The sequence below is a fragment of the Vibrio sp. Vb1018 genome (assembly GCF_033338775.1).
GTDB classification, from domain to species: Bacteria; Pseudomonadota; Gammaproteobacteria; order Enterobacterales; family Vibrionaceae; genus Vibrio; species Vibrio alginolyticus.
On sequence record NZ_JAWOTI010000009.1, the window covers coordinates 153,597 to 175,467 of the forward strand.

The 21,871-nt window shown below is 39.6% G+C and carries 19 protein-coding genes and 2 pseudogenes; 1 reads left to right on the forward strand and 20 read right to left on the reverse strand.

The window, feature by feature from the left end; all coding sequences use genetic code 11:
* Positions 1 to 583: 583 nt before the first annotated feature.
* A pseudogene (locus tag R7Z10_RS12005) lies at positions 584 to 1,078 on the reverse strand (sugar phosphate nucleotidyltransferase); the annotation flags it as partial.
* Between the two features lie 170 nt (positions 1,079 to 1,248).
* On the opposite strand from R7Z10_RS12005, the gene R7Z10_RS12010 reads away from it, so the two are divergent.
* Positions 1,249 to 2,280, forward strand: coding sequence for an acyltransferase (locus R7Z10_RS12010; protein ID WP_318104926.1), 1,032 nt, complete (start codon positions 1,249 to 1,251; stop codon positions 2,278 to 2,280).
* 299 nt (positions 2,281 to 2,579) lie between these two features.
* On the opposite strand, the gene galU is transcribed toward R7Z10_RS12010, so the two are convergent.
* From galU to R7Z10_RS12105, 19 genes and pseudogenes are all read right to left on the reverse strand, one after another.
* Positions 2,580 to 3,461 carry a UTP--glucose-1-phosphate uridylyltransferase GalU gene (galU, locus tag R7Z10_RS12015; protein WP_318104927.1) on the reverse strand — a complete coding sequence of 294 codons (882 nt, stop codon included), beginning with the start codon at positions 3,459 to 3,461 and terminating at the stop codon, positions 2,580 to 2,582.
* Between the two features lie 30 nt (positions 3,462 to 3,491).
* Entirely contained in the window at positions 3,492 to 4,658 is a 1,167-nt protein-coding gene (locus tag R7Z10_RS12020; protein WP_318104928.1) for a nucleotide sugar dehydrogenase, read from the reverse strand.
* A 77-nt stretch (positions 4,659 to 4,735) separates the two neighbouring features.
* Positions 4,736 to 6,282 (reverse strand): annotated as a pseudogene (locus tag R7Z10_RS12025) (IS66 family transposase).
* Positions 6,283 to 6,341: 59 nt separating this feature from the next.
* The gene (gene tnpB, locus R7Z10_RS12030; protein ID WP_061897740.1) at positions 6,342 to 6,695 is read right to left on the reverse strand and encodes an IS66 family insertion sequence element accessory protein TnpB; all 354 of its coding nucleotides are present in this window, start codon (positions 6,693 to 6,695) and stop codon (positions 6,342 to 6,344) included.
* Positions 6,692 to 7,012 (reverse strand): IS66 family insertion sequence element accessory protein TnpB, encoded by a 321-nt coding sequence (locus tag R7Z10_RS12035; RefSeq protein WP_318104929.1) that lies wholly within the window; start codon positions 7,010 to 7,012, stop codon positions 6,692 to 6,694. Before R7Z10_RS12035 ends, tnpB begins: the two co-directional genes overlap by 4 nt.
* 536 nt (positions 7,013 to 7,548) lie before the next feature.
* A complete protein-coding gene (gene manA, locus R7Z10_RS12040; protein WP_318104930.1) occupies positions 7,549 to 8,766 on the reverse strand; it encodes a mannose-6-phosphate isomerase, class I in 1,218 nt (405 codons plus the stop codon).
* Between the two features lie 56 nt (positions 8,767 to 8,822).
* Positions 8,823 to 10,241 carry a phosphomannomutase gene (locus tag R7Z10_RS12045; protein WP_318104931.1) on the reverse strand — a complete coding sequence of 473 codons (1,419 nt, stop codon included), beginning with the start codon at positions 10,239 to 10,241 and terminating at the stop codon, positions 8,823 to 8,825.
* Positions 10,242 to 10,245: 4 nt separating this feature from the next.
* Positions 10,246 to 10,992 (reverse strand): glycosyltransferase family 2 protein, encoded by a 747-nt coding sequence (locus tag R7Z10_RS12050; protein WP_318104932.1) that lies wholly within the window; start codon positions 10,990 to 10,992, stop codon positions 10,246 to 10,248.
* A complete protein-coding gene (locus R7Z10_RS12055) occupies positions 10,992 to 12,398 on the reverse strand; it encodes a mannose-1-phosphate guanylyltransferase/mannose-6-phosphate isomerase (RefSeq protein WP_318104933.1) in 1,407 nt (468 codons plus the stop codon). Before R7Z10_RS12055 ends, R7Z10_RS12050 begins: the two co-directional genes overlap by 1 nt.
* 18 nt (positions 12,399 to 12,416) lie before the next feature.
* Positions 12,417 to 12,878, reverse strand: coding sequence for a GDP-mannose mannosyl hydrolase (locus R7Z10_RS12060; protein ID WP_318104934.1), 462 nt, complete (start codon positions 12,876 to 12,878; stop codon positions 12,417 to 12,419).
* Positions 12,879 to 12,885: 7 nt separating this feature from the next.
* On the reverse strand, positions 12,886 to 13,863 hold the full coding sequence (locus R7Z10_RS12065; RefSeq protein WP_318104935.1) for a GDP-L-fucose synthase: 978 nt from the start codon (positions 13,861 to 13,863) through the stop codon (positions 12,886 to 12,888).
* Positions 13,863 to 14,969: a GDP-mannose 4,6-dehydratase gene (gmd, locus tag R7Z10_RS12070; protein ID WP_318104936.1), complete on the reverse strand. Its 1,107-nt coding sequence runs from the start codon at positions 14,967 to 14,969 to the stop codon at positions 13,863 to 13,865. Before gmd ends, R7Z10_RS12065 begins: the two co-directional genes overlap by 1 nt.
* A 3-nt stretch (positions 14,970 to 14,972) precedes the next feature.
* A complete protein-coding gene (locus R7Z10_RS12075) occupies positions 14,973 to 15,872 on the reverse strand; it encodes a glycosyltransferase family 2 protein (protein ID WP_318104937.1) in 900 nt (299 codons plus the stop codon).
* Positions 15,873 to 15,887: 15 nt separating this feature from the next.
* A complete protein-coding gene (locus R7Z10_RS12080; RefSeq protein ID WP_318104938.1) occupies positions 15,888 to 16,436 on the reverse strand; it encodes a hypothetical protein in 549 nt (182 codons plus the stop codon).
* Positions 16,437 to 16,444: 8 nt separating this feature from the next.
* Entirely contained in the window at positions 16,445 to 17,620 is a 1,176-nt protein-coding gene (locus R7Z10_RS12085; RefSeq protein ID WP_318104939.1) for a glycosyltransferase, read from the reverse strand.
* Positions 17,617 to 18,762, reverse strand: a complete 1,146-nt coding sequence (locus R7Z10_RS12090; protein ID WP_318104940.1) for a glycosyltransferase family 4 protein — start codon at positions 18,760 to 18,762, stop codon at positions 17,617 to 17,619. The genes R7Z10_RS12085 and R7Z10_RS12090 overlap by 4 nt, the downstream gene beginning before the upstream one ends.
* Positions 18,759 to 19,937 (reverse strand): glycosyltransferase family 4 protein, encoded by a 1,179-nt coding sequence (locus tag R7Z10_RS12095; protein WP_318104942.1) that lies wholly within the window; start codon positions 19,935 to 19,937, stop codon positions 18,759 to 18,761. Before R7Z10_RS12095 ends, R7Z10_RS12090 begins: the two co-directional genes overlap by 4 nt.
* Before the next feature lie 4 nt (positions 19,938 to 19,941).
* Positions 19,942 to 20,508 (reverse strand): acyltransferase, encoded by a 567-nt coding sequence (locus R7Z10_RS12100; RefSeq protein WP_318104944.1) that lies wholly within the window; start codon positions 20,506 to 20,508, stop codon positions 19,942 to 19,944.
* A 14-nt stretch (positions 20,509 to 20,522) separates the two neighbouring features.
* Positions 20,523 to 21,800 carry a hypothetical protein gene (locus R7Z10_RS12105; RefSeq protein WP_318104945.1) on the reverse strand — a complete coding sequence of 426 codons (1,278 nt, stop codon included), beginning with the start codon at positions 21,798 to 21,800 and terminating at the stop codon, positions 20,523 to 20,525.
* Positions 21,801 to 21,871: the final 71 nt, after the last annotated feature.

A 21,871-nucleotide genomic window follows, 5' to 3' on the forward strand; every position in this document is an offset into this window, starting at 1 on the left:
TCAGTGTTATTGAGTCAATCACTAAAAATATCTTTACGATATAGTCGTCTTGTTAATCAAAAATAGGACTAAGAAAATCGGTATGAAAAAACCACATTTGAGATCAAACTAAATCGCCCTCTGACAACAGGTAGATGTGACGTTAAATTTCATCTTGAAATTGGCCGTTGGTTTAGGCCTCCGATTTCACCATGATAAATGGAGGGCTTAGGTCTCGATTTCACCATGAAATCGACAAAGTAATGCGGAGGTCAATTTAGTCACGAAATCAATCGCTGCTGTAATGATCTATTGGGGGAGAAAACGACAACCTCAGAAAAGTGTCTCAATATCGTCTCACTGCTGAGATGGACGCTAAGCTAATACCCTGTAAAACAAAGGAAAAAAAGGATCACCAACGATCATTACCAAGGGTTTTGACAATTGGAACATCAATTTTGGCATGGCTGGTATCCCTCAAAAAAACAGAGGTCATAGTGCGATAAGAAGCTCAGCGAGCTCCGATAGCCCACAAAAAGAGAGGAAAGAGGAAGGAGATAAAGAAGAGAGAGCACCAACCATTAAGTCGGCGCTCTGAATAGAATTAGGCGACTTCAGCGTCAAGTATCTTTTGCTCAGTTTTCTGAGGCGTCTCTACCGAAGGCTGCTTGTAAATGTTTTCATAGCAATAATTGGTGGCTTCAATATAGCCTTCCACACTACCGCAATCGAAACGTTGACCTTTAAATTTATACGCCAACACACAGCCATATTTCGCCTGTTTCAGCAGCACATCCGTAATTTGGATTTCACCGCCCTTGCCAGGCTCGGTTTGTTCGATCAGATCGAAAAAATCTGGCGTTAAACTATAACGACCGATGATCGCCAAATTACTCGGTGCCGTCCCCGCTTCTGGTTTTTCGACCATGTCATCTACACGGAATAGGTCGTCTTTGATCACTTCACCAGAAATCACACCGTATTTATGGGTTTCAGATTCCGGTACTTCTTGTACAGCAACGATTGAGCAGCGGAACTGATTGTACAACGCCTTCATTTGAGCCAAAACACCTTGGTTTGGATTGACACAGAGATCATTAAGCATTTCTTTCTTTGATGGTAGCTGTACCATCTTAAATGGTGTCCAGATTCATAAACCACAACAATTATACGGTGGTAACACCCATATTTATATTCTTAAAAATTTAGGTGGAAAAATTAAGGTTAATATACCATAATAAGCTTTTTATTTAATCATTTATTCATATTATGCTTAGAAAATCAAATTTTGAATTATTAAGAATTTTTGCAATGTTTCTTATTGTGGCCCATCACTATTCTGTATATGGAGAATGGGAATATCCAGTAGGTTTTGAGATAAATAAATTTTATGTTCAATCACTCTCTGTTGGGGGCAAGTTAGGCGTTAATTTGTTTGTGCTAATATCTGGATACTTTTTATGTAGGGCGCAATTTAAATGGGATGCTGTTGTGAATATTTCAAGCAAAACTTGGTTTTATTCGATATTTATAGTTGTTGTATTCTTTAGTTTCAATGTCGTAAGTGTATCTATTAAAGATATATTTAAATCATTAATGCCATTTGGTTATTGGTTTGTAACTGCATTTATATGCATGCTTATCATGAGCCCATTTATAAATATCATGATTAATAACCTAAATAAAAAATCACATTTTAGATTGATTATTGCTTTTAGCTTTCTAGCTGTTATTCCCGTACTCAATAATGCTATTGGAAATTTGAGTTTTTTCGTTTATTTATATTGTATAGGAGCATTTTTAAGAAAGTACTACGAGCATAAGTCTTTCCCTAAAAAAAATATTTTGATGATAATAGCCTTTAATTTTATTGCTATATTTAGTTCAATAGCAATCCTTGACTACTTGTCTAGTTTCAATGCGCTATTTGATCATCCTTTCTACTTTATCGGAATGGAAACCCCATTTATTCTGTGTCTTTCAGTTAGTATTTTCCTTTATTTCAAACAACTTAGCATTGGTAGTTTTAAAATCATAAATACCATTTCATCTACAATGTTTGGGGTTTATTTAATACATGATAATTTTTTAGTAAGGCCTTTTTTGTGGAGGGAACTGTTCAATAATGCATCTTATTTAAATAGTGATAACCTTTACTTTCATTCTATATTATCAATTACAGTTGTGTTTATATCATGTTCTTTCATTGACTGGGCACTAAGTAACATTACAAGACTATTGAAAATAGACACCTTAAAAAACAAGGCAATTATTAAATCTAACAAGTATCTTAAAATATAAATACCGTTATATATTTGTACACATTACAAGTTATTATATAGATTCTTTTTGAGCAAGTGCTAAATTTACCATATTGAACTTTAATTCATGACTAAATGAATGAATTCTTATGGTCATTAGATTATATTTGGGTAATAAACTGTTTTCACCGCTCAGGGCATTTAGTGTTCAATTCTGGCATTCCTCATAATATATGAAGTAGCAGTTCGTTCAAATGGGCTGCAAGATTGGCTTTCCGAAAATAGAGTGAGAGAGAGTACGAGCATCGAGCCATAACTGAATCGATGCTCTTATTAGGACTAAGCGACTTCAGCCTCAAACACCTTTTGCTCAGTTTTCTGAGGCGTCGTTGCCGAAGGCTGCTTGTAAATGTTTTCATAGCAATAATTGGTGGCTTCAATATAGCCTTCCACACTACCGCAATCGAAACGTTGACCTTTAAATTTATACGCCAACACGCAGCCAGATTTCGCCTGTTTTAGCAGCGCATCCGTAATTTGGATTTCACCACCCTTGCCAGGTTCGGTTTGTTCGATCAGCTCAAAAATATCTGGCGTTAAAATATAGCGACCGATGATCGCCAAATTACTCGGTGCCGTTCCGGCTTCCGGTTTTTCGACCATGTCATCCACACGGAATAGGTCGTCTTTGATCATTTCACCAGAAATCACACCGTACTTATGGGTTTCAGATTCTGGTACTTCTTGTACAGCCACGATTGAACATCGGAACTGATTGTACAACGCCTTCATTTGAGCCAAAACGCCTCGGTCTGGATTAACACAGAGATCATCCGCCAATACTACGGCAAATGGATTATCACCGATTAATGGACGGCCCGTTAAAATAGCGTGCCCTAATCCTTTCATTTCACTTTGACGGATATAAGTAAAGCTTGCCGTATCAATCAATGAGCGAATATCTGTTAGCAGCGATTCTTTGCTGGTACCGCTAATTTGATGCTCGAGTTCATAGTTCTTATCGAAGTGATCCATCAACGCGTGCTTACCGCGACCGGTAACCACACACATATCGGTCATACCCGCTTGGATCGCTTCTTCCACGCCGTATTCAATCAGCGGCTTGTTCACCACTGGCATCATTTCCTTTGGCATGGATTTCGTCGCAGGAAGAAAGCGAGTTCCATATCCGGCGGCCGGGAATAGACATTTTTTAATCATAATTTGTTCTAACCAACTATTTGTTTTTTATTAGTCGTTGCCAAATAAGTCGCGAGTATAAACCTTCTCTGCGACACCACTGATTTCATCCACCATACGGTTAGATACAATCACATCACAAGCCGACTTAAATTGCTCCAGATCGGTAAGAACCAGCGAGTTGAAAAACGTTGTTTCTTTCAGTACTGGCTCATAAACCACCACTTCAATACCTTTCGCTTTCAGACGCTTCATCACCCCTTGAATCGAAGATGCACGGAAATTATCAGACCCCGCTTTCATTACAAGACGATAAATTCCGACACGTTTAGGATTACGCTTTATAATAGAATCCGCGATGAAATCCTTACGGGTGGTATTCGCATCAACAATCGCGCCTATAATATTGTTTGGCACTTCCGCGTAGTTAGCGCGAAGTTGCTTGGTGTCTTTTGGTAAACAATAACCGCCGTAGCCAAACGATGGATTGTTATAGTGGTTACCGATACGCGGATCTAAACTCACCCCTTCAATAATTTGGCGGGCATTAAGACCGTGTGTTTCAGCATAAGAATCTAACTCATTGAAGTAAGCCACACGTAGAGCTAAGTAGGTATTAGAAAACAACTTAACCGCTTCTGCTTCAGTGGAATCAGTGAATAGAATTTCAATATTCTCTTTCACCGCACCTTCAACTAATAAACCTGCGAAAGCCTTAGCACGTTCACTTCTTTCACCCACGATAATGCGTGAAGGATGAAGGTTGTCGTATAACGCGCGGCCTTCACGCAAAAACTCCGGAGAAAACAGCAAGTTTTCGCAACCCAACTCCTCTTTAATACGAGCCGTGTAACCGACCGGAACCGTCGATTTAATCACCATCACCGCATCAGGATTAATGTCCATCACATCTTTAATCACTGACTCTACTGAAGAGGTATTGAAGTAGTTGGTTTTAACGTCATAATCGGTCGGCGTTGCAATCACGACAAAATCCGCATTCTTATACGCCAGCTCTTTATCCAAGGTAGCGTAAAAGTCGAGCGGCTTATTCGCCAAAAAGTCTTCGATCTCAACATCTACAATCGGAGATATCTTATCGTTTAATAGCTGTACTTTTTCTTGAATAACATCTAAAGCAACGACTTCATGATTCTGTGCGAGTAACATCGCGTTTGATAAGCCTACGTAGCCGGTACCGGCAATCGCTATTTTCATTTTAACTAGTCCATACCTGTTTAATTTTTATATATATTTTTCGTAAGCGCCCCATGATCCCACGGGGCGTTTTAGTTTCAGTGTGAGAAGTTCCAGGGAAGAAGTGAGTCGATATCAGGCTCGGACTTTGCCAACTCTTTCATACATTTCACCATGTAATCGTAGAGTATGAGCCCGTTAGCTTTTGCTGTCTCGATGATGCTGTATAGTAACGCACTGGCATCAGCACCATTGGGGTTGTTGGCGAAGAGCCAATTTTTTCTGCCAATAACCAGTGACTTAATTGCACGTTCGGCTCGGTTGTTATCGATAGATAAATGCCCATCTTCAACATAGCGTATCAGCTTAGGCCACTGACCCAAGGTGTACTTGATGGCTTTACCAAGAGGACTCGATTCGATGACGTTTTGCGAGGTTAACCAGTCATAGAGGTCATCCAGCATGGGTTTGGCACTGGATTGCCTTTCAGACCAACGCTCTTCAGCCGAAGCGAGTTTTAATCGAGATTCAAGTGCATACAGCTTTTGGATTTTCGCTAACGCTACATCTGCTTTCCCCGATTTACCTTTACCCTGAAGCTTTTTCGCCTCCATGAACTTACGACGTGCGTGAGCGAAGCAACCAACATTGGTGACTTTGGTTAATCCGTCATACGCACCGTAGCCATCACTTTGCAGATAGCCAGAGTAATCACCCAAGAAGTTCACGGGACACGCTCTCGCGCGACTGTTTTGATAGTCGAACAAGACGATGTTTTTCATGCCAGGAAGTGTGGCTTCGGGCGAGTCGGCGCCTGAGCAGTACAGCCACATGTAACATTGCTTGTCTTCCTTAAGCACATTGAGCGGTGTTTCATCGGCTTGAACCACGACTTGCTCAAGTAAGTGCGTTTTTAATGCTTGATAAAGCGGTTTGAACTTTTCACTTACCTGGATAACCCACCTTGCCATCGTGGTTCTCGACAACTCGATGCCCGACTGGGTGAACAAGGTTTCCTGACGATACAGCGGAAGTGCATACTGATATTTCCCCAGAACAATGTTGGCAAGCAGGCTTTCGGTGGCGAAGCTTTTAGGGATGATGCTCTCTGGTGCAGGCTGTTGGTGAATACGGCTAGCTCAGAGGTTTGTTCACACTGACGACAAGCGTATTTAGGGCGAACATATTCCAACACTTTCAGGACAGCAGGTGTGAACTCCAGCTTTTCGCTGCGGTCTTCACCGATTTTGTGGAGAGTATGCTGACAGCACGGGCATTGCTTCTCGTGCTCATCAAGGTCGAGCACGAGAGTTTCACGCGGCAAGTCTTTAGGAAGCGGTTGACGTTTACCTCGGCGTTTTGTGGTCGTCGTTGTCGTAACAACTTCCTCTTCTTTCGCGGCTTCACACTCCGCCTCATTAAAGAGGTCACCCTGCGCTTCATTATAAGGCTTCAACGCTTCTGAACGTTTAGCGAACTGGCGGTCAAGAGCAAGCTTAAACTGCTCTATTAAGGATTGGCGCTCTTGTTGCCATTGCGCTTCCTTTTCTTGCCAGCCTTTTTGTTCAGACATTAAGGCTTTCACCATAGCTTGAAGCTCGGCGATGTCTTGGCTTTCTGGGTTAATATCGGGCGTCTTTTTCATGACATTTATTATACTAAAAACACCATGCTAAGGCTTGGCAGAACTGACTTTTATCGGGTTCAACTCATTGTAAAATTGTCTATTTTTATCGGCTTATGGCCGATTATCGTGAAGCCAGATAACAGTCGGTCTAAGTCAAATTGAGTCAGGGTGTACACCTGTTTTTTCTCTTGAGTGGGCCATTTGAATTTGGCTTTTTCCAAACGCTTATACCAAAGAGCGAAGCCCGTTTTGTCCCAATACAACACTTTGATTTTGTCGCGTTGTTTATTGGTAAACAGGAACAGCGCACCGCTTCCTAACGGTAAATCGGTTTCGGACTCGATAATCGCCGCGAGGCCATTGATGGACTTTCTAAAATCCACGAACTCCCGATACAGGTAAACATTCGGAGCGTTCAGCATTCTCTTCATGACAGCTCTCCAATTAATTCGGCTAAGTAGGCCGCAGGTGTTCCCTGGGGAATGCTGAGTTCAACGTCATTAATGAACAGTGTCATGTTGGCAACAGGCGTTTGAGTCATCTGGTAGCGTGTCGTTTTTTCAACGACTTCGGCTTTGATGAAGCCACCTGTTTGAGGTGGCCCAGAGCACTGCAACTGTTGACGTTTTGCATAGAAGGTCGAAACACTCAGACCATGGCGCTCGCAGAACACGCGTTGGGATAGCTGACTGGATTCGTATTGCTCGAACAGGTTTTTCCATTCTTGGTCAGTACGTCGTTTTGCCATTTCAGATCTCCTTGAGGTTGGGAGATTTGATCTTAGGACGTACCGATATTGATTAGAATGTGGGGTTTATGACGCGCTTACTATTTTTCTATAAGATATTTGGGATTCTGTAATACCAACGGGATGACGTTTGAAGGTTATGATTACAAGAACCACTTAGATTGACAATAAATGATGCTGGGCTTCCTGTAGCGCAAGAAATAACATATTGGAGAGGAAACGACAGTTACAGAACATTGTATAAATCGTCTTACGTTAAAACACACGGCCGAATCACTGACTCGTTATTTGAAACAAAAAAAGACCAAAGGATCATTTCCAATAGTAATGACGCTGAGATAGTTGCCTCATTCCTCCGCTCACCTTCGAGATTTCGTCACCTAGGTCTGGCTGTGACTCCACACGTTTAAATGTCTAGTAATGACTTTTTGAACAACTCAGTGCAGACTCTTCTTGTACTTCCTCAAGGTACCCTGACTTATTACGCTCCAGACTCCATCACAAGCTAATTTTCACCTCCCGCAGACGTAAAAGGTCTAATTGTACACTCGAGCAATACGCCCTTCAGAGCAAAGAGTGTATTCTTTAGCATAAGCTGGGATCAATACCGACTCACCCTTTTTCAATAGAATAAACTCACCTGACGGATGATAAACTTCTACATCATTATCAATAGCAAAAACTATTTCAGCGCTGTGAACCTTAATCACCTCATTTTCTGCTTTAAGAAAGCAGTCAAACTCAAAATCAGGAACAGGGATTTCGTAACTTTGCTTATTGCCTTGCAGGCTTGGTTGTACAAGTAACATGTCTTTAGGTTTTTCTTCAAACAACGTACAACTTGCCAACTCTTCAACGTCAATATGTTTAGATGTAAGACCTGCTCGTAATACATTGTCAGAATTCGCCATCACTTCTAAACCCGTACCTTTCAAATAAGCGTGTGGTGTTCTGGCATCAAGATACATCGTCTCACCAGGTTGTAGTGTGAGGACATTCAGAATCAATGGAGCGAACAATCCGATATCTCCGGGATAAGTGTTCGCCAGTTCAAGTATCAACGCGAATTCATCACCGTCCGAACCGTTTTCGAAGCACTCATAAGCGAACGTCAACAAGCCATCGACAGCTTGTAGTTTATCACTACCACTCAGAGATAATATTCCGACAAAAAACACCTCTAACCCGTTAGATGTTAGATCTTTTTCAAACTGTTCAACTAACGCCTGAACTTTCGGAATAGAGATATGCTCCGTAATGCGAGAGAACATTGAAACAATTTCATTAAAGTTTCTAAAGCCATTCATCGCTTGATAAGGTGTTAGAGCAAAGACTAATTCGGGCTTATGGTTAGCATCACGATAATTTCTTTGTGGATGCTTACGGTCAATACCCAAACCGTTTTCCTTTGCAAACCCCAACTCGGCTTCTTCTTTACTTGGATGAACCTGAATAGACAACGCATTATCAGCAGCAAGGACTTTAAACAGGTATGGTAATTCACCAAACTGTTCAGCAGTAACCTCTGATAAAAAACCAGATTTATCTGATTCAATAAGCGTTGAAAGTAGGTGCATTTCTCCACCTAGCTCTACTTTAGAACACCCGTTCGGATGCGCACCCATCCATAATTCAGCTTGAGGTTCCTGATTAATGTTCTCGATTCCAAATAATTCCTGAATAGCAGTTTTACTACCCCATACATAATTCTGAATCGTATTATCTAATTTGAAGAAATTCTTTTTCATAACCATATAAACAAAAAAGCTTAATTTGGAAATCCTAAATTAAGCTTTAAATTATTGAAGGTTTACAGTTGCTGCACTTTATCAAGCACCTGTCTAACGATTTGCTGAGCTTGCTCAAAGGAGCTCGCTTCAGCATAACAACGTAGCTCTGGCGCATTTCCGGAAGGACGCAAATGGAAAATCGTTTGATTAGATAAAGTGATTCTTAACCCATCAGTAACATCTACTTGTTCCACAAGAGCGTCATTAAAGCCCAATTGGACTGCCAGATTCTCAGGATTGGACTTACCAACCGACAAGAGAGATAGGCTTTTTTCGGTAGCAAAGTTCTGAATTCTGTCGCTGTGTGTATAACGGGCTGGTAATGCATCCACCAAAGCTGCAATACCTGAGTTCTTCGCAGCGGAAAGCAACATGATAAAAGGTAATACTGCGTCACGCGTTGGCAGAGCTTTGAGAATTTTGCCATTAATTTCGACATCTGAGCCCAGCAAATATCCGCCGTTGGCCTCAAAGCCTGAAATTGCCTGATACTGTTTAGCCAGCTCAGCAAATTCAGCAATGACGTATGGTGAACCAATTTTGGTACGGGAAACTTTACTAAACTGTGGGATAGTTTCGATCACTGTATTACAACTGACAGGGACAGCAAGCGCTTGCATTTGCATTGTCTGAGCACACAATACACCAAGAATATCACCCCGCAACCACTCTCCATTCTCATCGGCTACTAACGGGCGATCACCATCTCCATCAGTAGAGAATATAGCGTCAAGCTGATACTGTTTCGACCATGCTCTAGCTTTGGCTTTATCGACTTCTGACACGGCTTCCGTATCAATCGGGACAAACTCATCACTTCGTTCAAGGGAGATAACTTCTGCGCCAAGTGCAGAAAAGAGTTGAGCATAAATATCCCGCCCAGCACTGGAGTGTTCATATATACCAATTCGCTTGCCTTGCAATAAATCAGCATCAAACAGACTGGTGTAGCGTTCAACATATTGTTTAACCGCAATGGTATTAATAGATAACGAAGGCAAATTGCCTAATGCCGCAAACTCTTCGTTCGCACTTAAAATAGATTGCTCATCCGCCTTAGTGATTTCACCATCAGAGGTATAGAACTTCAGGCCATTGCGATCAAATGGAATATGGCTACCTGTTACCATAATGCACGGGATACCTTCTTGCATCGTAGAATAGGCTAACGCTGGCGTTGGGATAACTCCGTAATAAACAGGTTCGATCCCTCTCTGCATAAGGGCTGCGATACAAGCCTGAGCTATAGCCGGACTACTAGGACGATTATCAATCGCAATCGCCATACGCTTTACCGGATACGTACGTTTTAGACTGGATACAAAAGCGTGGGTGAATGCCGCGCAAACTTCGGGCGTAAATTGAGTCACCAAGCCACGCGCACCACTAGTACCAAATTGGATACCAGATTTCTGAATAACTGTCTGTGTAGAGAACATATATTTATCTTCTGAAGAATTGAGGAATTTTTGAAAAGTTTTTTATAAAAATAGCTTTGGGCCAGAACACATTATTATTTTTAAGTGCCTGTATATCCTCACAAGTTTTTTTATATATATTGCTAAGGCTACGATTACTCGCCCCGCCAACCCGCATTTTGATTAAAACTTTTGGCAAATAGCTCATAGACACATTATTTGACCATAGGTAACGCAGTAGCGAATCATAATCCGCCGCGATCTTAAAGCCTAAGTCGAACTGCCCAAGTGAAAGGTAAAGCTCACGTTTCATATAAAATGTCGGATGAGGCGGCATCCAACCGCTGAGCATTTTATTTCTTTGATACGCTCCAGAATTCCATAAGCGAACTATTTTGTCTGTATCTTCTTTTGAAACATAAGCTAAGTCCGCATAAGCAGCCTGAGATTGATTCTTTTCTAAAGTAGCCACTATATCCGCTACCGCATCAGGGTAAGCAAACAAGTCATCAGAATGAAGAAAACCGATAACATCACCCGTTGCCGCTTGAATACCCTTGTTCAGAGCATCATAAATGCCTTTATCCGGCTCGCTAATGATTTTGCTGACTCGAGAGCAATTATCACGAACAACCTCCAAGGTATTATCCTTTGAAGCACCATCGATAATGATGTATTCAATATCAGGGTAAGATTGTTGCTCTAACGATTTAAGCGTATCAACAATGGTTTCACTACTGTTATAGGTCGCGGTGATGATGGAGACTTTCATTAATAACCGACTCCATACTCTTCTAAACGGACCACATCATCTTCTTCCAGGTAGCTACCTGAACGTACTTCAATTAGGTGGAGGTCAACCTTACCCGGGTTTTCAATCCGGTGTGCTGCTCCTAAAGGAATATAAGTAGACTCGTTTTCACTGACTAAAAAGCTCTTGTCATCACTGGTAACTCTAGCGGTACCCTGAACCACTACCCAGTGCTCAGCTCTGTGATGGTGCATTTGCAGCGCCGTTCTTTCACCCGGTTTCACGCGTAGATGTTTGACCTGGAATCTGTTGCCAAGCGCAATCTCATCGTGAGAACCCCATGGGCGATAAACTTCACGGTGCTGTTCACACTCGCTGCGCCCTTTGGACTTCAGCTGATTAACGATGTTTTTTACATCCTGCACTTTGTCTTTATTGGCAACCAGAACCGCATCTTTGGTTTCAATAATCACAAGATTTTCGACGCCAACCGCAGACACCAATTTGTTTTGCGCGTAAATATAGCTGTTCTCTGTCTGGTCGGTGACTACATCACCAACAATGACATTGCCTGTCTCATCTTTTGCAGAAACTTCCCACAACGCGCTAAACGAACCAACATCACTCCAGCCCGCATCCATAGGTACAACAAGCGCATCCTTAGTTTTTTCCATGACGGCATAGTCAACAGAATCTTCAGGACATTCAGTAAACGCATTTTCGCAAACACGAATAAAATCTAAGTCGGTCTTTGAATATTCAATTGCTTGTTCACAAGCGGAAAGAATATCTGGACGGTGTTGGCCTAATTCAGTTAGGAATCGAGAGGCTTTAAACAGGAACATGCCACTATTCCAGTAATAGCCACCTTTGGAAAAGTAAGCTTCCGCCGTCGCCAAATTTGGTTTTTCAACGAACTGTGCGACTTTATAAGCAGATTCACCGGCAGGCTCACCTTGCTTAATGTAACCATACCCTGTTTCTGGGGAAGTTGGTACGATACCAAAGGTCACTAACTTTCCGTTCTCAGCAGGAGAAATGGCTTTCTCAACTGCTTGTGTAAACGCTCTATCGTTCTGAATAATATGATCCGCAGCCAACACAAGCATCAGCGGATCTTCACCATTTTGTGTTGCATGCAACGCTGCTAACGCAATAGCTGGAGCCGTGTTACGTCCCACTGGCTCCAAAATAATACCGCTGTGATGGGCATTACTCTGTCGAAGCTGCTCTGCAACGATAAAACGATGTTCTTCGTTACAGATAACCACAGGAGCCTGGTGCTCAATGCCTCTAAGACGAGCAATCGTTTCCTGTAGCATGGTTTTATCACTAGCCAAACTGATAAATTGCTTTGGATATAGGCTACGGGAAAGGGGCCATAAACGACTACCCGAACCTCCGGCCATCACAATAGGTAATAACATGATTGTTACCTTTTAATTCTATTTATCTGAAAAATAAGCTTTAGTATTTATATGCACTTGTTCGGACGCTAATAAATTTTCGACTTCCCACCACTGATAGTTATTATGTTGTTCGTCGGGTAGGGAAGTCAGCTCAATATTCAACTCCAACTCATAGCCTAAAACGACATAATGTGTGGAGAAGTCATCGTCAGAAAAGTTATCTTTGTAGAAATGTTGGTAAGTACCGAGAAATTGAGCTTGCTTAAGAGAATACTCTTCACCCAATTCAACTTTCGTTAACCTTTGAAAAGCCTGTTCAAAAGTCTCATCTTTGCAAATACGCCCTCCGGGAACAAACCAAAACCCTTGAGCAGGCCGGTTTGTTCGTTGACCCAGTAGGATCTGTCCCTTTGAATTACGAATAATGAGATCAATAGAGACAAGAGGCGTAGATGCAACGACCAGCTTGAAAGCCTGCTCATCAAGTCGTTGCGTCATAAAGTACCTATTTACGGAAGTTATCCTGGTTGGCTAAAAACCATTGATAGGTTTTCGTCAGTCCGACTTCTAATTCGACCTGATATCGCCACCCGAGATCAGATAAGCGGGATACATCCATCAATTTACGTGGCGTACCATCTGGCTTAGTGCTGTCGAACACTACGTCACCTTCAAAACCCACTACTTTCGCCATGGTTTCAGCCATTTCACGAATAGTACAATCAACACCAGTACCAACGTTAATATGGGAAAGCATTGGATGAGTGTTAGCCTGATAGGTTTCGCTATCCAGTTCCATTACATGAACAGATGCCGCAGCCATATCGTCTACATAAAGAAACTCGCGCATCGGTGTACCCGTTCCCCAAACGACAACTTCAGCATCGCCGGCCTCTTTCGCTTCATGAAAACGACGCATTAATGCGGGAATAACATGAGAGTTCTCTGGGTGGAAGTTATCATTTTCGCCGTACAAGTTTGTCGGCATGACACTTCTGTAGTCTCGACCATATTGGCGGTTATAAGACTCACACAGTTTAATGCCGGCAATTTTAGCAATCGCATACGGCTCGTTAGTTGACTCCAGAACACCGGTTAACAATGCAGATTCAGACATAGGCTGCTCTGCAAGCTTTGGATAGATACAGGAAGACCCTAAAAACAGAAGATGTTGAACATCGTGTTTATGAGCGGAGTGAATGATATTGCACTCCATGATTAGGTTCTGATAGATAAACTCTGCCGGGTAAGTATTGTTGGCGTGAATCCCCCCCACCTTAGCGGCAGCGAGATAAACTTCATCTATCTTTTCATTAGCAAAAAATGTGTTGACGGCCTTTTGATCAAGCAAATCCAGCTCTGTACGGTCACGAGTAACAATTTCTACATCAGCACGATTTTCGAGTTGACGAACAATTGCTGAGCCAACCATGCCTTTATGGCCAGCGACAAAAATACGCTTTTTCACAATTGACTCTTCCATTAGTTTTCAAGTGAAATTGAAACATCAAATCCGTTAGCTTTGAGAAGCGCATGCTGTTTCGCTTTGTCGACATCTGCCGCTACCATTTCTGAACACATTTCTTCTACGGTAATCTCAGGTACCCAACCAAGTTTTTCTTTAGCTTTACTTGGGTCGCCAAGTAAAGTTTCCACTTCAGCAGGACGGAAGAATTTAGGGTTCACTTGAACAATCACATCACCGACCTGAACTGCAGGAGCCTTTTCATTATCGACTGCTGTGACTGTGGCAATTTCGTCAACACCTTCGCCAGAGAATTCAAGTTCAATACCCGCTTCTTTTGCAGACATACGGACAAATTCACGAACAGAAATCTGCTTACCCGTTGCTATAACAAAATCATCAGCCACGTCCTGTTGAAGCATCATCCACTGCATACGAACGTAGTCTTTCGCGTGCCCCCAGTCACGTAACGCATCCATATTGCCCAGTTTCAAACAAGACTCTAAACCTTGAGAGATATTGGCAATAGAGCGAGTGATTTTACGGGTCACAAAGGTTTCACCACGACGAGGAGATTCGTGGTTAAACAGAATACCGTTACATGCGTACATGCCATAGGATTCACGATAGTTTACCGTAATCCAGTAAGCGTACATTTTAGCAACAGCATAAGGAGAACGAGGGTGGAATGGGGTTGTTTCACGCTGAGGGATTTCTTGGACTTCACCATAGAGTTCAGATGTAGACGCTTGGTAAAAACGAGTTTTCTTTTCTAAACCGTTAATACGAATTGCTTCGAGCAAACGAATCGTACCCATAGCATCAACATCAGCCGCATATTCAGGTGATTCGAACGAAACGGCAACATGAGACATTGCGCCTAAGTTGTAAATTTCATCTGGTTCAATTTCTTTTACAAGACGGATTAAATTAGATGAGTCTGTTAAATCGCCATAGTGAAGGTGAATGTTTTCACTTCCATTGATTGTTGAATCAATGCGCTCTGTATTAAAAGATGATGCGCGACGAATTAAGCCATGAACTTCGTATCCTTTTTCTAATAACAATTCAGCTAAATAAGAGCCATCTTGACCTGTTATACCTGTTATAAGTGCTTTTTTCATAATTTAAATATCAAATCCATATTTATTTTTAATAACATTTTTGACATCAATGCCATCTTTAGTTGACAATTTAATTTCAAATACTTTTGCATCGACCATCATGCGATACCAGAACCCTTGGAAAAAACACCACAAAAAACCCTGTTTACCGTCTAAAAATCCGCCTAAGAAAAAGTATCTATAAAAAAAGTAAAAAAACGGTCTTATAAATAATGGAAAAGAATTATAAAAGTTTTTAAGTAATCTAGTTCTCTGGGATTTTGCACCGAAAAGTTTAGCTTCAAAGCTACTACGCTGTTCTTTTAACTCTGTTGTTATGATATCTATAGCTTCGCGTGTTGAGTAATCAACATGTTTATGAGCCCACCAACTTAGCGTATTTAAATTATCATCAATTAGTTTACCATCAGCTTTTATAGTATCGCCGCCTGATAAAACAATATGTTCATCCATCCACCGCTGCTCACAACGACCAAAACCATTTCTCCAAATTCTTAGTATCCAATAATCAGACATACCACCATGACTAAGAAGTTTATTCATAAAAGTAATATGACGATTAAGGTATACGCCAGATGTTGATTGAGGTAACTTACTTAAGTTTTCTTTAAAATAAGCACGTAAGTCCTCATCAATATACTCATCAGCATCGATTCTCAGAACCCAATCAGAACTGATATTAAAATTATCCAATGCATAATTAAATTGATCAGCGTGGTTTATGAATTTATTTTGTAATACTGAGACATTATCGTATCTAGAAATTATATCTAATGTCAAATCAGTTGAGTAAGAGTCCAATATATATATGTGTTCAACAACAGGTAATAAAGATTCTATACACCGTTTAATATGTAATTCTTCGTTGAACGTCAAAATTATTGCTGAAATATTAGTTTTCATTATTAAACCGACAATCTATATACTTAATTTTCTTTTATTTATATATTTCGCTGGATTACCTGCAACTACAACCCATGACTCTACATCTTTATTAACTACAGATCGCGCACCGATAACAGCACCTTGTGAAATATGTACACCAGGACCGACAAAAGAATCAGCACAAATCCAGGCTTGGTCTTCGACTATAATACTTGGTTTAAGTAATGGCAGATCTGGAACAGTATAATCATGAGAACCAGCACACAGGTGTGACTTATGAGAAATAGTACTTTCTTTTCCTATAGTAATTTTCCCCAAATTATAAACGTAAACATAATCACCTATTGAAGACCAATCTCCGATCTCTAAATTCCAAGGGAAATATATACAGGCAGTATTTGAAATATTTACATGAGACCCTACTTTTGCGCCAAATAGACGAAGCAACATTCTCCTCGGCTTATAAAATGGCCTTGGTATAACCCGAAATAAGATACGCCCCCCCCCCCATAAAACTCGCTTAAACTGAATAATTGGAGGGTATTTTTTATCTTCTCGGTTTTTACTAATATTTAATTTCATATTAATACTTAGACATTACAAAACTGTATACACTCAGGTGGATTTTCACCAGTAATACACCATTCATAAACATCGTTCATAACTTGACCTATATATTCCCAAGTAAATCTATCTTCAACTAAATTTCTTCCATTACTTCCTATTTTAATTAACTCTTCAGACGAGAGAGAGAAAAGTATATTAAGCGCAGACGCTATAGAATCTATATTAGGTTCAGCTTTTAAAGCAGCTCCGTATTCGAAACCCTCTGGAAGATTACAAAATTCAGTCATGACTACTGGTAAGCAATATGCCCATGCTTCTAAAACAGACATCGGCAGTCCTTCTGAGAATGAGGGCAATATGAAAGCATCGGCATCTTTTAATATTTTGTCTTTTTCATCATTAAACTTGGGTCCCACAAATGAAACAGATTCTATTATACCAAGATGCTTCGATTGCTCTTTTAAGCCCGCTTCGTATCCACCATCATCCCAACCAGCAATAACCAATTCCCAATTGGATGAAATGGAAGATTGGTGAGTTATCTTAGCCCATGCGGCGAGTAACTCTCTTATACCCTTCTTAGGGTGGATTCGTCCCAAAAACAACAACTTCTTGCGCTGACCCTCGACATTACTCCCTAAGGAAGTCAGTTCTTTGGTAAAGTTTGGTACTGAAATACCATTTGGAATTACTGCTATAGGATTTGTAAGTCCGTAATCGCGCATAGATTTGGCTTCTGATTCACACAATGCGTGCAAACAAGTAGCATTTTTTAGATGCTTGTCTTCAAAAATGGCACTAGCAAGTTTTTTCTTAAATGATGAGTTTTTTAGTGCCCAAGGGTCAAGCATCCCTCTAGGTGATATTACATAAGGCGCTTGGTTGCTTTTAAAAGAACGATTAGAAACGATAGACGGAAACAACCACATTCCATGAACATGAAAAATATCACATTGAGACTTCGTGACTGTGGAAACAAATTTTTTTGACAGAGGGAAGAAACTTGGACCAAGCGGTTTGAAAACCTCAATAGATAACGGAGCCCAAACCTCTTTATCTGTGTTTGTATACTCGTCACAAAAACTATATACGTGTGCATCCACGCCAAGTTTTTGAACAGACTGTGATAATTTACGAACGGAAGTAAATAATCCACCAGCATTCCTTGATATTGAATTTGTAAGAACACCTAATTTCAATTTTTCACTCCTTTCATATTATCTATACCAATAATTAGCCTTTGAACATTTTCCTTAGGCGTGAACTCTTTACTAAAATGAAGCTTAGAGTTATTTCCATGAACTTCTATTAACTTGGGGTGTTCAACATAATTTAAAAGGGCTTTACTCAATGAACGAACTGATCCGGCTTTCACACAATAACCATTGAAATCATTTTTGATGATGTGTAAAGCCGCCCCCGATAAATCAGTACCAATTATAGGCAAACCAATAGATGCAGCCTCATTCAAAACCGCGCCCCATCCATCAAACCTCGATGGGAGGACAAACACATCAGACGCCTTATATACTTCAGCAATTGAATCGATAGGGTAGGCCCCCGTAAAGAGAACTTTATCTCCAATACCCAATGAATTAGCTAAACGCTGATACTGCCCGTTAGCTTTGTCAAGCCCACATAGAACGAGACACCAATCCCGATTAGCTACGTTAGTAAAAGATTTCAAGAGAATGTCAATTCCCTTTCTACGACATAAAGCTGATACACACAGTAACACACGACGGCCTTGAGCAAACTCTTTTATTGACAACGCTGGCGTGAGATTAGGCAAGGGTTCTGGTACGTAATACAAATCGAATATCTTCTTATGTTTGACCCCCATCAGAGTAAAAGCAAATCTAGCTAACTTTCCTTGTGAGAATGCTCCAATAGCATGTCTAGAAATACGGCTCCCCTCCTTCCTTTTCATAAGTAACATCAAAGGATACAAAAACCTAAAAACAGGCATCCTGAAATTAAGCAACTCAGCTAACCTAATCCCAGGCATTTCGGACCAGTGTATCCACTGAATACTATTATTACAGAAGTACCTTACAAGTTCTGGTGAAAAACTAGAGCTAATAATGTGGATACGTTCTCTAGCATCAGGTACGGTCGCTAGCATCTGCTCAGGAGTGATTTGTTTGTTTACACATTTTTCATAATTTTTGTATATATACTCACTGTTCCAACCTTCTGCGGTACGATTCTTCGAGCGCTCTTGAAAATACCTTACTTCAATAGATATATTATCGTGCTCTTCTAATGACCGAAAAAAACCTGATTGATGATGTGATGGTATATTCATCCAAATACATATTTTATAACTAGGAGCGTTCATTTAATCGCCTCTATTAACCTAGTGCTATATGATTCAATTGTATAATAGTCAAAACGTTGCTTTGCATTATTAGCTATAGTATTTCTAAAATTGCGATTTTCTATTAAGTTACAGATTTCCAAAAATAATGCATCCACATTATCTTCGTCGATATAAATCCCTTCAACTTTGTCCTTAATAAGTAAACCACTAGCTTTTGTCGTTATAATAGGCAAACCATGTGCTAGCGCTTCCAATACAGATCCTGCAAGCCCTTCAGCACATGTTGGAAATATAAACACATCGGCTTTACCATACTCTTTTATTAATTCATCTTTAGAAAGCTTGCCCATAAAATTTAAACACCTAGACTCCGCTTTATTAATTATTTTATCATCAACTTCACCAACGATTCTAAAATCAAATTTCTTGTTGTTTTTTCTGGCCATCTCAGCAACTTTACTAATGACGTGTATTCCTTTCCTTACGTCTCCAGAACCAACAAATAACACATTTCCAATGATAGGGTTATTGTTTCCAAGGGTAATACTACTACCATAAGGAACGATTTTAAGTCTATTATCTGGAGTACGGGAGAGGAGTTTAACGTCTTCCGCGACAACCTTAGAAGGACAAAGGATAAGATCTGCTATTTTTAAATTTCTCAGAAATTGATGCTCAAACTTAGATATTTCTCTGTCAGATATTTCTGATTCCCAGCCTTGGAACCTACGTTGACGGTCACGAACTTTTCTTAGAGCTAGAGGAGTTACACATGTGTCGAGTATTATTTTTAATCCTTTGGCTTTTGCATACAACAAAAATTCGTGACTTTCATCCTGCATAGCATAAACAGCATCTGCGTTACGACACCCCCAGTTTATTAGCACTTTAGAAAATACCTCATGCTTACTAAGTTTGTGTTTTTGAGAAGCCTTTAAAATTAGCTTACTTGATACATCAGAAATTACTAACTTATCGGTACTTTGAACCAAGTTAATTGGTATATCATTTATTATCCTTTTAGCCAAGCGGCCTAAGCGACCAGTTTTGAAGTTGCACTTTTTTGCCATTTTACCCAAGAATGAATAATTTGAACTGTCAGTATATAGTGCTTCTAACATTGACTCATTTGCTAAAATTTTTGCGACTAAGTACCTGCGTCTGGCCCCTATTTGCGCCACTATGACTTTCATCGAATCACCTTATATGTCGAATAACTCTTGCCGGATTACCTGCAACAACTACATTACTTGGTATATCTTTAGTTACGACGGAATTTGCACCTACAACAGAAAAGTCTCCAATTTTCACACCAGCCCCGATATAGCATCCTCTACCAATCCAGACGTTACGCCCGATAGAAACAGGTGATGAATCGTAACCTTGAGATGAAATACCGCGTTGGGTATCACAAAATCGGTGATTTTGATCTCTAATAGAAACAAATTCTCCAATAGCTGTATTTTCACCAATTTCAATATATTTAACAGCTACTAAGTGGCAACCTGTATTTACGGATACATTGTGGCCAATTTTTATATTAGCTCCTTTCGAAGCCGATATAAAAAAACCATCACCGAAACTACATTTATGAGAAATTGTAATGCCAACGCCTGAACTTCCCAACTTTGCTGAGCCATAAAAAATGCAACGACCACGAATTTTACAACCAGATAAAATAAACTTCAAATACCCCAAAAAAGTACTAAAATACATTGAAATCAATCTAATAAATTTATTTAAAATTAAAAAAACAAAATTCATAAAATAAATCCATATTAAAATCTACTATTTATGATTCTTATCATAGGATAGATTATTATAAAGAAATAGATCCAAACTCTTACAAGGATATCATTCGTATTATGAGTTATAGAGACCATCGCAACAGTTAAAAATGACAAATATAATAATTGTGGTAACCAATAACCATTCTTAGCACTTTTAAATAACGTACCCATCATATAACCAATAATTAAGAATTTTATAAACCCTAGCCATCCAAACGAACCAAAACTATCCAAATAACCTGTAGCTGTACTTCCGACGGGTCTATATGCTCCATATCTATAACTAATAAGTTCTATGATGTCTATTGTGGGTATCATTAAAGAGTTTTTTAAGTCATTACCAAAAATCTGCGCAGGAAAATAATTTAAAACAACTCTATTCCAATGATATGCACCAAAATCGTAATCTCCATAATCTTCATAAGCCTGACGACTAAACAGATAGTTTTCAAACTCAACTCCTGAGCCTTCAAAGATTTTATTTGTTTGTTCAAGATAATTAGCATTTGTAACAATGCTTATTTTAGTTGCTAAATCCAAATCACGATCTTTCATTACTCCGCGATATAAGCCTATTGAGTTAATAAGAATCAGCCCTAAACAAAGCCCAACAATTAGATATTTTCTAGGAAAAACTATCCCCTTAGCAAACCATAGTCCAAAAATCAAATATACGGTTATATTCATCATTTCAGATCTTCTACCAAGTAGAACCGCAGCATTTAACAAAAGTAATGCGCAAGGAACAATAAATATCAAATATTTTATATTTAACCACTTACCATTTTTTAAATATTGCATCCATAAAATAATAAATCCGTATTTAAATACACTACCTAAAAATAAGTATTTGACAGTCGCACCACTCCATTGATTAGCATCTAACATTTCTTCAGGCAATGACCATAGCTTTATTTGAAAATAAAAACCAAATAGACAAAAGAACGCACCAACGTTATATAGCCTATTTTCTTCTATATTATTAGATAACCAACTTTTTTTAGAACTATGCTTATAAACCGATAAATACCAACCAAAAAACAAAGAGATGTTACAAATTGTTGCAAATAATAGCGCACTTATATATGAGTATGGCGGGTATTCCTTTATATGAAAATATCCGCCAATAGCTTGTGGGTAAAACCAACCTAACGATATAACAGATATCCAAAAAGGAAAATAAAAATAACCCTGTTTACTTGATAGGCCTTTAATTATAATAGTAAAGTTCACAAGGCCATATAACAATAAAATAATAAAATCCATACAATTATAACCAAATTAAATCCTGGCAAACAACTTAGTTAATTTCAACAATAGATTAAATCGAATAAATA